At 67.5% G+C, this 14,357-nt stretch carries 12 protein-coding genes; 10 read left to right on the forward strand and 2 right to left on the reverse strand.

What is annotated here, in order from left to right; translation table 11 throughout:
* Positions 1 to 38 precede the first annotated feature (38 nt).
* The 8 genes from ligA (at position 39) to RIL96_RS10060 (ending at position 8,807) form a co-directional block, all read left to right on the forward strand.
* Positions 39 to 2,231 carry an NAD-dependent DNA ligase LigA gene (ligA, locus tag RIL96_RS10025; protein WP_310548879.1) on the forward strand — a complete coding sequence of 731 codons (2,193 nt, stop codon included), beginning with the start codon at positions 39 to 41 and terminating at the stop codon, positions 2,229 to 2,231.
* Between the two features lie 72 nt (positions 2,232 to 2,303).
* Entirely contained in the window at positions 2,304 to 3,191 is an 888-nt protein-coding gene (locus RIL96_RS10030; RefSeq protein WP_310548880.1) for an inositol monophosphatase family protein, read from the forward strand.
* A complete protein-coding gene (locus RIL96_RS10035) occupies positions 3,188 to 3,775 on the forward strand; it encodes a GNAT family N-acetyltransferase (protein WP_310548881.1) in 588 nt (195 codons plus the stop codon). Before RIL96_RS10030 ends, RIL96_RS10035 begins: the two co-directional genes overlap by 4 nt.
* Positions 3,776 to 3,870: 95 nt before the next feature.
* Positions 3,871 to 4,167, forward strand: a complete 297-nt coding sequence (gene gatC, locus RIL96_RS10040; RefSeq protein WP_310548882.1) for an Asp-tRNA(Asn)/Glu-tRNA(Gln) amidotransferase subunit GatC — start codon at positions 3,871 to 3,873, stop codon at positions 4,165 to 4,167.
* Positions 4,168 to 4,175: 8 nt separating this feature from the next.
* Positions 4,176 to 5,801, forward strand: a complete 1,626-nt coding sequence (gene gatA / locus RIL96_RS10045; protein WP_310548883.1) for an Asp-tRNA(Asn)/Glu-tRNA(Gln) amidotransferase subunit GatA — start codon at positions 4,176 to 4,178, stop codon at positions 5,799 to 5,801.
* Between the two features lie 9 nt (positions 5,802 to 5,810).
* The gene (gene gatB, locus RIL96_RS10050; RefSeq protein WP_310548884.1) at positions 5,811 to 7,328 is read left to right on the forward strand and encodes an Asp-tRNA(Asn)/Glu-tRNA(Gln) amidotransferase subunit GatB; all 1,518 of its coding nucleotides are present in this window, start codon (positions 5,811 to 5,813) and stop codon (positions 7,326 to 7,328) included.
* A 2-nt stretch (positions 7,329 to 7,330) separates the two neighbouring features.
* Positions 7,331 to 8,179, forward strand: a complete 849-nt coding sequence (locus RIL96_RS10055) for a fructosamine kinase family protein (protein WP_310548885.1) — start codon at positions 7,331 to 7,333, stop codon at positions 8,177 to 8,179.
* Between the two features lie 52 nt (positions 8,180 to 8,231).
* Entirely contained in the window at positions 8,232 to 8,807 is a 576-nt protein-coding gene (locus tag RIL96_RS10060; RefSeq protein WP_310548886.1) for an arsenate reductase/protein-tyrosine-phosphatase family protein, read from the forward strand.
* Between the two features lie 35 nt (positions 8,808 to 8,842).
* Here RIL96_RS10060 and RIL96_RS10065 read toward each other — a convergent pair whose 3' ends face one another.
* Positions 8,843 to 9,622, reverse strand: coding sequence for a CPBP family intramembrane glutamic endopeptidase (locus tag RIL96_RS10065; RefSeq protein WP_310548887.1), 780 nt, complete (start codon positions 9,620 to 9,622; stop codon positions 8,843 to 8,845).
* A 180-nt stretch (positions 9,623 to 9,802) separates the two neighbouring features.
* On the opposite strand from RIL96_RS10065, the gene RIL96_RS10070 reads away from it, so the two are divergent.
* Both RIL96_RS10070 and RIL96_RS10075 read left to right on the forward strand, forming a co-directional pair.
* Positions 9,803 to 11,395, forward strand: coding sequence for an alanine/glycine:cation symporter family protein (locus tag RIL96_RS10070; protein ID WP_310548888.1), 1,593 nt, complete (start codon positions 9,803 to 9,805; stop codon positions 11,393 to 11,395).
* Positions 11,396 to 11,646: 251 nt separating this feature from the next.
* Positions 11,647 to 13,209 (forward strand): alanine/glycine:cation symporter family protein, encoded by a 1,563-nt coding sequence (locus RIL96_RS10075; protein WP_310548889.1) that lies wholly within the window; start codon positions 11,647 to 11,649, stop codon positions 13,207 to 13,209.
* A gap of 450 nt (positions 13,210 to 13,659) precedes the next feature.
* Here the strand turns inward: RIL96_RS10075 and RIL96_RS10080 are convergent.
* Positions 13,660 to 14,357, reverse strand: a 698-nt coding sequence (locus RIL96_RS10080) for a TCP-1/cpn60 chaperonin family protein (RefSeq protein WP_310548890.1), incomplete at its 5' end; no start/stop codon positions are given.

Genomic DNA, 14,357 nt, shown 5'->3' on the forward strand with positions numbered 1-14,357 from the left:
CGGCTGCGGTGTCAGAGGCAGCGACTAGACTCACCTGAGTGACTGATACAGACCAGCCGACGCCCTCACTCGCGCTCCGGGAGGAGTACGAGCAGCTGATCGATGAGGTGCGCCGCCACCGTGTGGCCTACTACCAGGACGATTCCCCGCTCATCTCCGACGCCGAGTTCGATGAGCTGTTCAGCCGCCTGGAGCGGATCGAGGCCGAGCATCCGGAGATCGTCTCCACCGACTCCCCGACCCAGGAGGTCGGCGGTGAGGTGTCCGAGGCCTTCTCTGCGGTGCAGCACCTGCAGCGCATGTACTCCTTGGAGGATCTCTTCTCCCGTGAGGAGCTGCGTGCCTGGTATGACCGTACCTGCGCCTCACTGGAGCAGCTGAGTCCCGGTGCGGCGCCGCAGTGGTTGGCCGAGGTCAAGATCGACGGATTGGCGATCAGCCTGCTCTACCGTGACGGCGTCCTGGTCCGCGCGGCGACCCGCGGCGACGGCACCACCGGTGAGGACGTCACCCATAATGTGCTCACCATCGCAGACATTCCCCGCCGGCTCAGCGGGACGGGGCACCCCGCTGAGATGGAGGTCCGCGGGGAGATCTTCATGCCGGGGGCAGATTTCGAGGCCTATAACGAGACGCTCGTCGCGCAGGGGCAGGCCCCGCTGGCCAATCCGCGCAACGCCGCGGCTGGTTCCCTGCGGCAGAAGGACCCGGCCAAGACCGCCCAGCGGCCGCTGTCGATGTTCGTCCACGGCATCGGGGCCCGCGAGGGCCTGGAGGTGGGGACCCAGCACGGAGTCTACGATCAGCTCGCGGACTGGGGGCTGCCGGTCAGCCCCTACACGGAGCTGCTGAGCACCTTCGAGGAGATCGACTCCTATCTTGACCGCTACGAGTCGGCACGTCACGGGCTGGTCCATGAGATCGACGGCGCGGTGATCAAGGTCGATGACTTCGCGCTGCAGCGTCTGCTCGGGCACACCTCGCGGACTCCGCGGTGGGCCGCGGCGTATAAGTACCCGCCGGAGGAGGTCACCACCCGCCTGCGGGACATCGCCGTTAACGTCGGCCGCACCGGCCGGGTGACCCCCTTTGCCGTGCTGGAGCCGGTGCGGGTGGCCGGTTCTGAGGTCTCCTTGGCCACGCTGCACAATCAGGACGTGGTCAAGGCCAAAGGTGTGCTCATCGGTGATGACGTGCTGGTCCGCAAGGCCGGTGACGTGATCCCGGAGGTCGTGGGCCCGGTGCTGCCGGCCCGGCAGGGGCGCGAAGAACAGCTGCACGAGTTCGTCTTCCCCGCCGACTGTCCTTCCTGCGGCACTGGGCTGCGCCCGGCCAAGGAGGGCGACGTCGATATGCGGTGCCCCAATGCCCGCAGCTGTCCGGCGCAGCTGTCCGAACGGGTCTTCCACGTGGCCTCCCGCGGGGCTCTGGACATCGAGGCGCTGGGGGAGGAGGCCGCACGTGCGCTGACCCGGCCGGAAGAACCGGTGCCCGGGCCGATGGTGGATGAGGGGGACCTCTTCGAGCTCACCCCGGAGGATCTGCGTGAGGTGCGCATCCGACGGCAGAAACGCGGCCGAGATGCCGCAGCGGGTGAGACCGAACTCGTGCCCTATTTCTGGACCAAGGACGGCGCCAAGCCCACGGCGACCACGCTGCGGCTGTTCGAAGAGTTGGAGAAGGCGAAGTCCCAGCCGCTGTGGCGCGTGCTGGTGGCCCTGTCCATCCGTCACGTGGGCCCCACGGCCTCCCGCGCCCTGGCAGCGGCCTATGGGTCGATGGACCGGATTCGGCAGGCCGATGAGCAGGATCTCGCCGGAGTCGACGGGGTTGGCCCTACGATCGCCGCGGCCGTGGTCGAGTGGTTCTCCGTGGACTGGCACCTGCGGGTGGTGGAGCGGTGGGCGGCGGCCGGAGTGCGGATGGTCGACGAGGTCGACGCCGAGACGCCGCGCACTCTGGAGGGGCTCAGCGTGGTGGTCACCGGAGGCTTGGAAGGCTATTCCCGGGATGAGTCCAAAGAGGCCATCATCTCCCGCGGCGGCCGGGCGGCGGGTTCGGTGTCGAAGAAGACGGACTTCGTCGTCGCCGGGGCCAACGCCGGCTCCAAACTGGAGAAGGCCGAATCCTTGGGAGTGCCCGTGCTGGACGAAGACGGATTCACCACACTCCTGGCGCAGGGCCCCGAGGCTGTGCGTGCGGCGGCGCAGCCCGAATCTGAGCAGGCGTGAGCGGGCGTGAGCAGCCCTGAGCAGGTCTGAACAGAGGCGAGGCAGATACCAGGCAGACATGAGGAGGATGGGATGACGACGTCGACGATCACCGCCGAGGAGCTGTTGACCATCGCTGCCGAGGCGGCGGCCGCCGGTGCGGCCGTGCTGGAGGAGCGTGCAGAGGTCTCCGCCGTCGGGCTGCCGTTGGCGGCCGGGGAGATCGGCCAGCAGAGCAAGTCCTCCGAGGCGGATCTGGTCACCGATTTCGACCGTCGGGCCGAGGAGGCCGTGCGTGAGGTGATCCGTGGTCACCGTCCCGATGATGCGATCTCCGGTGAGGAATACGGCACCACCAGCCCCTCGAACCCCAGCGGCTACCGCTGGTCCATCGACCCGTTGGACGGGACCACGAACTTCATCCAGGGCATCGTCTACTACGCCACATCCGTCGGTGTCATCGGTCCTGAGGGTGACTGGTTGGCCGGTGTGGTGCATGCTCCGGCGCTTGGCCGCCGGTGGTGGGCGGCGCGTGAGGGCGGGGCCTTCACCGCGCGGCTGCCGGTGCGCAGCCCACAAGCAGGAACAGATGCAGCCGTGCCTGAGCCGGTGCGGCTGCACGGCCCCTCAGGGGCGTCACATTCTGGGCTGCTGTCCACCGGGTTCGGCTATGACCCAGCGCGACGCCGTCGTCAGGCGGAGACGGTGGCCGAGCTGCTTGATGGGTTCGGTAACCTGCGGCGGCTGGGCTCAGCCGCCTTGGACCTCTGTATGGTGGCCGACGGCACAGTGGAGGCCTACGCCGAATACGGCATCTGGGAACATGACTGGGCCGCCGGAGCGCTGATCGTCGAGGAGGCGGGGGCACCGATGCGCCGTCCGGTGCATCCGGATTCCTCCGTCCTGGCCGATTGGACGATCGCCGGGGACCTGGGCATCCCGCACGACAGGCTCGAACCGACCCCATTGACTGAGCCATGAGCACTGAGACTCTGCAGGTGCGCCGTGCGGTCGCGGCAGACCTGCCGGAGGTCTCCCGGATCTCCCGGGCCGCCTACCTGCAGGGCGGGCACCTCAGCGAAGACTCCCACTACCTGGAGACCATCGGTGATGCGGCGGCACGGCTGCGTGATGGTGAGCTCTTCGTCGCCGAGGCCTCCGGGGTCATCGCCGGTTCGGTGGTGCTGACCCGTGCCGGGACGCAGTTCGCCGAGCTTGCCCGTCCCGGCGAGCTGGAGTTCCGGGTCCTCGCGGTGGACCCTGCTTTCCAAGGCCGGGGGATCGGCCGGGCCCTGGTGCGGCACCTGCTGGACCAGGCCGTCGCCGAGGAGGCCACCGCCATGGTCATCTGTTCGATGGACACGATGCGCACCGCCCATCGTCTCTACCTCTCCGAGGGTTTCGTCCGCGTGCCCGAGCGTGATCTCGTGATCGAGGCCGTGGGACGTTTCCCCACATTCGTCCACCCGCTGCGGCCTGTCCCGCCCGGGCAGACACCCGCCCAGGCCGCTGGCGATTCTCGACTCCGGTCCTCGCCGACTGAGCGTGTCAGGGGGAACGACTAGACTGGCCGACTGAACCGCAACCTGCCGAATCCGCCGCTGATCGTGGGCGTTCGGCAGAGCCCGAAGCTTGTCGAATCTGCTGATCGAGGAGAGGTATGTCTGAGATCTCGCGCGCCGACGTCGAACATCTGGCGAAGCTGGCGCATCTGAGCCTGACCGAGGAGGAGCTGGACCGTATGGCCTCCGAATTGGCGGTCATCGTCGACTCCGTGAAGAAGGTCTCTGAGGCCGTCTCCGAGGACGTGCCGGCCACCAGCCACCCGCTGCCGCTGACCAACGTACTGCGCGACGACGTCATCGGGCACACCTTCACGGCACAGCAGTCGCTGCACAACGCCCCGGACTCCGAAGACGGCCGGTTCAAGGTCCCCGCCATCCTGGACGAGGAGTGAATGCATCGATGAGTGAGAAGAACGCACAGACCAACGAGGCCCTCGTCCGGCTGACCGCCGCGCAGATGGCGCAGAAGTTGCGTGACGGGGAGATCACCTCCGTGGAGCTGACCCAGGCCCACCTGGACCGTATCGCTGCCGTGGACGGCGGCGAGCACGGCATCCACGCCTTCCTGCACGTCGACGAGGCCGGAGCCCTGGCCACCGCCGCCGAGGTGGACGTGATCCGCTCCTCCGGGGGAGCCGCCGCCGAGGCCCTGCACCGGCTGGCCGGGGTGCCGATCGCGGTCAAAGACCTCATCGTCACCGTCGGCCAGCCCACCACGGCGGCCTCGAAGATGCTCGAGGGGTGGATGAGCCCCTATGACGCCACAGTGGTGACGAAGATCCGCGAGGCCGGGCTGCCGATCCTGGGCAAGACCAACCTCGACGAGTTCGCCATGGGGTCCTCCTCCGAGCACTCGGCCTACGGTGCGACCCGCAACCCCTGGGACCTCGAGCGCACTCCGGGTGGCTCCGGGGGCGGGTCCGCCGCCGCCGTCGCGGCTTTCGAGGCTCCGTTGGCGCTGGGCACCGACACTGGCGGTTCCATCCGCCAGCCCGCGGCACTGACCGGCACAGTGGGCACCAAGCCCACCTATGGTTCGGTCTCCCGCTACGGGGCGATCGCCATGGCCTCCTCGCTGGATCAGATCGGTCCCTGTGCACGCACGGCCGAGGACGCCGCTCTGCTGCATGAGCTGATCGCCGGGCATGACCCGAAGGATGCCACCTCGCTGCCCGATGAGGTGCCCGACTTCGCCGAGGCGGCACGCCGCGGGGAGGTCTCCGGGCTGCGCATCGGCGTGGTCCGGCAGCTGCGCGGTGAGGGGATCTCCGCCGGTGTGGCCGAGCACTTCGAGCAGACCCTGCAGACGCTGCGCGCCGCAGGCGCTGAGATCGTCGAGGTGGACTGCCCCAGCTTCGACTACGCACTGGGCGCCTACTATCTGATCATGGCCTCGGAGGCCTCCTCCAACCTCGCCAAATTCGACGGGGTCCGCTATGGCACCCGCGTGCTGCCCGAGGACGGCCCGGTCACCATCGAACGGGTGATGGGCGCGACCCGCGCGGCGGGCTTCGGCGATGAGGTCAAACGCCGCATCATTCTGGGGACCTACGCGCTCTCCGCCGGATACTACGACGCCTACTACGGCTCCGCGCAGAAGGTGCGCACGCTCATCCAGCGGGACTTCGAGGCGGCCTTCGCCCAGTCCGATGTGCTGCTGACCCCCACCTCCCCGGTGACGGCCTTCCGCTTCGGGGAGAACCTTCAGGACCCGCTGGCCATGTACCTCAATGACATCGCCACCATCCCGGTGAACCTTGCCGGGATTCCCGGGATCTCGGTACCGGTCGGACTGGCCGAGGGGCTGCCGGTGGGTGTCCAGGTGCTGGCCCCGGCCCGTGAGGACGCCCGGGTCTACCAGGTGGGCGCCGCCGTCGAGCGGTTCCTCCAGGGAGAGGGCGCTGCACTGTGGGACGGTGTCCCGGAACCCGGTGATGCGGCCGGGGCCAGCGCACAGCACACCGTACCGGGGGCTGCGGGTTCGACCACTGCGACCACCACTGCGACCCCGACTGCCGGAGAGTGAGGACTGCAGATGACTGACACCACCGCTGAGGCCCAGCCGTTGTCCTTCGAGGACGCCCTGGCCTCCTTCGACCCGGTCCTCGGCTTCGAGGTCCACGTCGAGCTGAACACCGCCACCAAGATGTTCTCCTCGGCGCCCAACGCCTTCGGAGATGACCCCAACACCAACGTCAACGAGGTGGACCTAGGGCTGCCCGGCGTGCTTCCTGTCGCCAACCGGACCGCCGTGGAATCGGCCATCCGCCTGGGCCTGGCGCTGAACTGCTCCATCGCCGAATACTGCCGGTTCGCCCGCAAACAGTACTTCTACCCGGACACGCCGAAGAACTTCCAGACCTCCCAGTACGACGAACCGATCGCCTACGACGGCTGGCTCGATGTGGAGCTCGACGACGGCGAGGTCTTCCGTGTGGAGATCGAGCGCGCGCATATGGAGGAGGACGCCGGTAAGCTCACCCACCAGGGCTCCTCGGGCCGTATCCAGGGTGCCGAGGCCTCTCTGGTGGACTACAACCGGGCCGGAGTACCGCTCATCGAGATCGTCACCAAGCCTATCGTCGGTGCCGGGGAGCGTGCCCCGGAGCTGGCCCGAGCCTATGTCTCAGCCATCCGTGATCTGGTCCGGGCGCTGGACATCTCCGATGCCCGGATGGAGCGGGGCAACGTGCGCTGTGACGCCAACGTCTCGATGATGCCCAAGGGCTCCACCCGGTTCGGCACGCGCAGCGAGACGAAGAACGTGAACTCCATGCGCGCCGTCGAGCATGCGGTCACCTATGAGATGCGCCGTCACGCCGGCATCCTCTCCGCCGGCGGCGCGATCACTCAGGAGACCCGCCACTGGCACGAGGACACGCGCACGACCACCTCGGGGCGGCCGAAGTCCGACGCCGATGACTACCGGTACTTCCCCGAGCCGGATCTGGTGCCGATCGTCACCGACACCGCGTGGATTGAGCGGCTGCGCGCCACCCTGCCCGAGCCGCCGGCGGAGCGCCGTCGGCGCCTGCGTGAGGCCTGGGGGTACTCGGATCAGGAGTTCCGCGACGTCGTCTCTGCGGGGCTGCTCGATGAGATCGAGGAGACCGTGGCCTCCGGGGCCTCCCCGGCGGCCGCCCGCAAATGGTGGATGGGGGAGATCTCCCGGCTGGCGAATCAGCGGGATCTGGAACCGGCGGCACTGGGTGTGGAGCCCGCCACCATCATCGAGCTGGACACGCTCATCCGTGACGGGCGGATCAATGACAAGATCGCCCGCCAGGTGCTGGAGCTGCACGTCGACGGCGAGGGCGCACCGGGTGCGATCGTCGACGAGAAGGGTCTGGAGGTCGTCTCGGACGACGGCGCCCTGACTGCCGCAGTGGAGAAGGCGATGGCGGAGAACCCGGATGTGGTGGAGAAGGTGGCCGGCGGCAAGCTCAAGGCCATCGGCGCGCTGATCGGTCCGGTGATGAAGGAGACCAAGGGCCAGGCCGACGCCGGGAAGGTCCGGGAGATTGTGCTGGCCAAGCTCGGTCTCGACGGCTGAGCGTGTTCGTCAAGGAGGCGCCCGCCGAGCATCCGGAGGCCGCATTGATCGAAGCCGCCGGTCTGCGGTGGCTGGACGCGGCGGCGCGTTCCGTGGGTGGTGTGCCCGTGGCCCAGGTGCACGACGTCGGTGCCGGGCGGCTGAGGCTGGAGCAGATCGAGCAGACCGCCCCGGATGAGGCGGCCGCCCGGGAGTTCGGAGTGCGGCTGGCACGCACCCACCGCTCCTTGGCCCACGATCCGGACCTGCGTTTCGGCGGGCTGCCCGAGGAGTACCCGGCGGGGCAGCCACCGATGTTCGGACCGGCCGATCAGCCGATCGCGATGGGGGATCAGACCCACCGCAGCTGGGGTGCGTTCCACGCGACCCAGCGCTTGGACCCTCTGCTGAGTCTGCTGCACCAGCAGGGGACGGGGGACTCAGCGGTGATCCGTCAGGCCAGAGACCGGATCGCCTCCGGGGCGTTCGACGACGACGAACCACCCGCCCTCATCCACGGTGACCTCTGGGCCGGCAACGTGCTGTGGCGCCGCGTGCCGCAGGAGCCGGCGCCCGCATCCGCCTCGGCATCAGCTGGTCCGGCATCCGCTGCGCCGGTGGAGGCCGTGCTCATCGACCCCGCGGCGCACCTGGGGCATCGGGAGACCGACATCGGCTTCCTCCACCTCTTCGGACTTCCGGGGCTCGACGCGGCGATGGAGGGGTATCAGAGTCAGGCCCCGCTGCGTGAGGGGTGGCAACAGCGACTCCCACTGCATCAGCTCTTCTGCCTCACTGCGCATTGGGCGCTGTTCGGCACCGCCTACCGCGCTGCCACATTGACCGCCGCCGAACGTGTGGTCAGTCTGTGAGGTCACCCTGTGAGGCGAGCCTGTGAGGCGGAGCCTGTGATGAGATGGGACCATGGCTGACCAGTTCACGATCCTCACCATCTGCACCGGCAACATCTGCCGCTCCCCGGCGATGGAGCGCCTGCTCGCCCACCGCCTCGCCGCAGCGGGGAACATCCGGGTGCGCGGTGCGGGGGTCTTCGCCCACGACGGTGAAGAGATGAAGGAGCCGATGCGCCGTCGGGTGGCCGACTACGGGGCGGATGCCGAGGGTACCGCCGGACGGCAGGTCGATGCCGCGCTCATCGACGAGGCCGACCTGATTCTCACCGCCACCAGGGAGCACCGGCGTGAGCTGCTGCGCCACGCCCCTGACGCCGGTCATCGGATCTTCACTCTCCGGGAAGCCGCCCGGCTGATGCGCACACTTACCCCGGGGACCCTGGAGGCAGCAGACGCAGGTCAACTGGCTACCGATCGTCTGGCGGCCCTGGTTCCGCTGTTGGATGAGGCCCGGGTCTCCGGGGTCTCCGGCGGCTCGGATGACGACATCCTCGACCCGTACATGATGGGGGAGGACGCCTACGACGAGTCCTTCGCCCAGCTGCGCGCGCCGATCGAGGAGCTCACCGCCGTCATCGGCGTCTGAGGCCACCGCCGCCGTCGGCGCCTGAGCCCAGCACCTCAGCTGATGCCCGCGGCCGCCATGATCAGCGGGAACGCGAAGAAGGCGACCACATCGAGCAGGAAGTGCGCCACCACCAGAGGCATGACGCGTCCGTACCGGTGGTACACCCAGCCGAAGACCAGCCCCATCAGCAGATTGCCGATCCCCGGCCCGATGCCCTGGTAGAGGTGGTAGCAGCCACGCAGCACCGCCGCGGCGATGATCACCACCCACACCGGCTGCTGCGGGAACAGGCGCCGGAACCGGTCGAAGAGATAGGCGATGAGCACCACCTCCTCCAGCAGCGCATGCCGGGCTGCGGTGAGCACCAGCACCGGTACGTTCCACCAGCCTTCGCCCAGATCCGCCGGCACCAGCTCCGCAGTCAGCCCGGCCGAGCGGCCCAGGCCGTAGACGACGACGGTGCCCGCCCCGATCAGCACGAACAGCCCTGCACCGAGCAGGAGGTCAGCGACAGGCCGCCGCAGATCGAGGCCGAACCGGCGAAATGGGTTCTCCCCGTGGAGGAACACCAGATACAGCACCAGCACGACCGGCATCAGGGCGAAGACGTTGTCCAGGACCTGGTAAATGACGTCGAACACCGGCAACGGTGAGGCGCTGCTGTGCAGAGTGGCCTGCTGCTCGCCCAGTGCCCCCTGGGTCAGCCGCTCCGCCAGGGCGAGGACGGAATAGACCGCGCTGCGCCCCAGGGAGAGGGCAAGCACCACGGCGACCTCCCAGGCGTAGAACCGGCGGGTCCGCGGGAGCATCTCGGGCGAAGCGGAAGATCTCATCGGCCCTACGGTACTCCGCGCCGTGGTGTTGTGATATTCACGTCACAAACTGGTGCTACTCTCTTCACCACGTACTACTCAGTACGTGACAGCGATCACTGTCACAGGGTGCTGAGTGCACTATCGATTCACCGCGCGGCACACTGTGCGGCGCGGCACTCGTATGAGGGGAAACATTCCATGGAAGCAGCCATCACTTGGCTCGACTCGATCGTCTGGAGCCCGTGGCTCGTCTGGCTCTGCCTGGGAGCCGGCGTCTACTTCACGGTCCGCACCAAACTGCTGCAGTTCACCAAGATCCCGGCCATGGTGAGGAATCTGCGCGAGGGCAGCACCTCACAGGACGGGATCTCCTCCTTCCAGGCCCTGGCGATGTCGCTGTCCGGGCGCGTCGGAGCCGGTAATATCGCCGGCGTCGCAGTGGCCATCGGCACCGGTGGCCCGGGCGCGGTGATGTGGATGTGGATCGTCGCCCTGCTCGGAGCGGCCACCTCCTTCGTCGAATGCACGCTCGGTCAGCTGTACAAGGAGCGGGACTCCCGCACTGGGGAGTACCGCGGCGGCCCGGCCTTCTACTTCGAGCGTGCCTACGCCCACACCCGGGCCCGGGTGCCGATGAAGATCTACGCCTGGATCTTCGCCGTGGTCTCCGTCCTCGCGCTGGGCGTGTTCCTGCCCGGCATCCAGACTGACACCATGTCCGGGGCTCTGACGGACACTGTGCCGGGGCTCGAGCGCTGGATGGTCGGTGCGGCCCTGGCCCTGATCCTCGGTGTGATCATCATCGGCGGGGTCAAGCGGATCGCGAACTTCGCCGCCGTCGTCGTGCCGTTCATGGCCGTGGCCTACGTGATCATCGCGCTGATCGCGCTGGCGATCAACGCCTCGGAGATCCCGGCGATGTTCCGGCTGATCATTGAGTCGGCCTTCGGCGCCCACGCTGTCTTCGGCGGCATCCTCGGTGTCGCCATCGATCAGGGTGTCCGCCGCGGCATCTACTCCAACGAGGCCGGTCAGGGCACCGGCCCGCACGCGGCGGCGGCCACGGAGGTCTCCCACCCGGCCAAGCAGGGTCTGGTGCAGGCCTTCGCCGTCTACATCGACACGCTGTTCGTCTGCTCGGCCACCGCGTTCCTCATCCTCTCCACCGGGATGTACCAGGTCATCCCGACCGGTGAAGACTCACCGGTGGACTATGAGACCAACCTGCCCGGCGACGTCGAGGCCGGGGCTGCCTTCACCCAGTTCGCCATCGACTCGATGTGGCAGGGCTTCGGCTCGATATTCGTGGCTGTGGCACTGGCGTTCTTCGCCTTCACCACGCTGGTCTACTACTACTACATGGCCGAGACGAACCTGACCTACGCGATGCGCGGTTTGCGCGGCAAGCAGGCCAAGCGCGCGCTGCTGGCGGTGCTGCAGGTCGTGGTTCTGCTGATCACTGTCTGGGGTGCGATGGGTGCTGAGGGACAGGCCTGGGCGATCGGCGATATCGGTGTCGGTGTGATGGCTTGGCTGAACATCGTCGGGATCCTGATCATCCAGCAGCCTGCCTTCGCGGTGCTGAAGGACTATCGCCGTCAGATCCGCGAGGGCCGCGATCCGCAGTTCGATCCGCGCACTGTCGGCATCCGGAATGCGGAGTTCTGGGAGGAGCGGGCAGATGCGATCGCCGCGGGCACCTGGCAGGACGGGCTTCCCGGGGGTCGTGGAGACCGTGACGAGGGTGATGGTGACGACGATCAGCGTCACGTGAGAGTACCGGTGCGCTGAGCCCTCAGAGGTCAGAGACGGCGGCCCGCTGCCAGGCGCTGAATCAGCGTCAGGCAGCGGCCCGCCGTCGTGCCCGGCGAGTGGCGAGGCCCAGCTGCACTGGAATGTGACAAGGGAATTCTCGGGAAAGAAATCTCTCTGAAATGTGTCCTGAGTAGATTGTCTGCCCTCTAGGGGGTACTCTCCTAGCAGCACACAACAGCGTGATCTATGACACAGCGCGTGAGCGCGGTCCTTGAGGGGAAATCTGAATGAGTACTCATGAGCAACTGCTGATCGCAGTGGGTGAGGAAGAGGTGGACACCGGTGCCCAGAGCATCGCCGACACCATCGACGGGTGGTTCGCCGGCATCACCGAGTGGTTCGCGAACATCATTTTCTACACGATTCCGGTCGGAGGTCATGAGACGCCCATCGTGGTCCTCTGGTCGATCCTGGCGGCCATCGGCTTCACCATCTACTTCGGCTTCGTCCAGTTCCGCACACCCAAGGTCGCCCTCGAAGTCGTGCGTGGCAAATGGTCCAAGCCGACCGACCCCGGCGAAGTCAGCCACTTCCAGGCGCTGACGTCCGCGCTCTCGGCCACCGTCGGTCTCGGCAACATCGCCGGTGTGGCCGCCGCGGTCACCATCGGTGGCCCCGGCGCGGCGTTCTGGATGATGATCGCCGGGCTCTTCGGCATGTGCACCAAGTTCGTCGAGTGTACCCTGGGTGTGAAGTACCGGACGATCGACGAGGACGGCACGGTCCACGGCGGTCCGTTCAAGTACCTGCCGGTCGCCTTCAAGAAACTCGGCCGGATCCCGGTCGCCATCATCACCGGGCTGTTCGCCATCGCCATCATCCTCTTCGGTGTGGCCGGCGGAGGCATGTTCCAGGCCAATCAGGCGTTCTCCCAGGTGCGGGCGGTCACCGGCGGTGAGGACGGCATCTTCGGCTCGGACATGGCGGCGTTCCTCTTCGGGATCGGGTTCGCCGTGCTGGTGGCCCTGGTCATCATCGGCGGCATCAAGTCGATCGGCTCGGTGACCTCCAAGCTGGTGCCGGCCATGGCGATCGTCTACGTCCTGGCCGGACTGACGATCATCGGCATGAACATCCAGAATGTGCCGGCCGCCTTCGGGGCGATCATCGAGGGGGCCTTCAACCCGCAGGGCATCACCGGCGGTGTGCTCGGTGTGATCCTGATCGGTGTCCAGCGTGCGGCGTTCTCGAATGAGGCCGGCATCGGTTCAGCACCGATCGCCCACTCGGCAGTGCGCACGAAGCGCCCGGTCTCGGAGGGCTTCAACGCGCTGCTCGAGCCGTTCATCGACACTGTCGTCATCTGCATGATGACCGCGCTGATCATCATCATCGCGAACCCGGCGTCCTATGAGGCTGCTCGTGATGGTGCAGAGATCGGTGACGTCACGATCACCTCGGATGCCTTCGAGACCGCGTTCTCATGGTTCCCGTACATCTTGGCGCTCGCCGTCTTCCTGTTCGCCTTCTCCACGCTGATCACCTGGGCCTACTACGGGCTGCAGGCCTGGCGGCACCTGTTCGGGAAGACGCCGGTGGGCGATATGGTCTTCCGCCTGCTGATCTGCTTCTTCGTGGTGGTCGGCTGCCTGATGACCTTCAGCAACATCATCGACTTCGCCGACTCCGCACTGTTCATGTGCATCTTCATCAACGTGATCGGTCTGGTGATCCTCGCGCCGAAGGTCAAGGAGGAGATGACGCAGTACCTGGCTGACCGTCGCGCCGGGCGTCTGCATGAGGACCCGGAGCCGCTGGACTCTGACCGCCGCGTGGGCTCGGACCGATGAGCCGGTGAGATGAGCCGGTGAGATGAGCTGATGCGCTGAGCCGAGCAGGCTGATCCCGTCGTCGGGTCCTGCCGCTGGACCTGTGCCCTGTCTGCTGCGGTAGACGGGGCACAGGTGTGCTTGGAGGACAAGTGCGCCCGGAGGATAGTGCCGGGGGTAAGTATGTTCGGTGGATAAGTATGTCCGGTGGGTAGGCGAACATTCCGCCTCGGGTGAAGAACCCCACCCCACATCGGTGGAGAGAAACTGGCTGCCCGTATCGGCGTGTCGCGGTAATTTTCTCTCCCTCGGCGGAGTGGAGGGGGGAGCAGGGCGCTGGTCCACTGGTCGCTCGCGGGAGGCGTGGCAGATCACGGGAATGAGTGAGGCCCTGTGCCGGACTGGATCGTCCGGCACAGGGCCTCACTCATGGGGACTCCGGCCTCAGTAAGGAGGCTGGGAGGCAGTGGGTCACTCCTCCTCGTCGTCCTTCTTCTCCACGACCAGGGTCTCGGTGGTCAGCACCAGTGCGGCGATGGAGGCCGCGTTCTGGAGGGCCGACCGGGTGACCTTGACCGGGTCGATGACGCCGTCGGCGATGAGGTCGCCGTACTCGCCGGTCTTGGCGTTGAAGCCGTGGTTCGGCTCCAGCTCCGCGACCTTCGACGCGACGACGAAGCCGTCCTCGCCGGCGTTCTGCGCGATCCAGCGCAGCGGCTGGACCAGCGCGCGGCGGACGATGCCGGCTGCCGCCGCAGCGTCACCGGTCAGCGCCGTCACAGTCTCATCCTCGTCGAGGACAGCCAGGGCGTTGATCAGGGCGGTGCCGCCGCCGGCGACGATGCCCTCCTCAAGTGCCGCGCGAGTCGAGGAGACAGCGTCCTCGATGCGGTGCTTACGCTCCTTGAGCTCCACCTCGGTGGCCGCGCCGACCTTGATGACGCCGATGCCGCCGGCCAGCTTCGCCAGCCGCTCCTGCAGCTTCTCGCGGTCCCACTCGGAGTCGGTCTGCTCGATCTGGCCCTTGATCTGGGCGGCACGAGCCTCGACGTCCTCGGAGGAGCCGGCGCCGTCGACGATGGTCGTCGCGTCCTTGGTGACGGTGACCCGACGGGCGGTGCCGAGCACCTCGGTGCCCACCTGGTCCAGCTTCAGGCCGAGGTCCGGGG

The organism is Nesterenkonia aerolata, assembly GCF_031470965.1.
GTDB lineage: Bacteria > Actinomycetota > Actinomycetes > Actinomycetales > Micrococcaceae > Nesterenkonia > Nesterenkonia aerolata.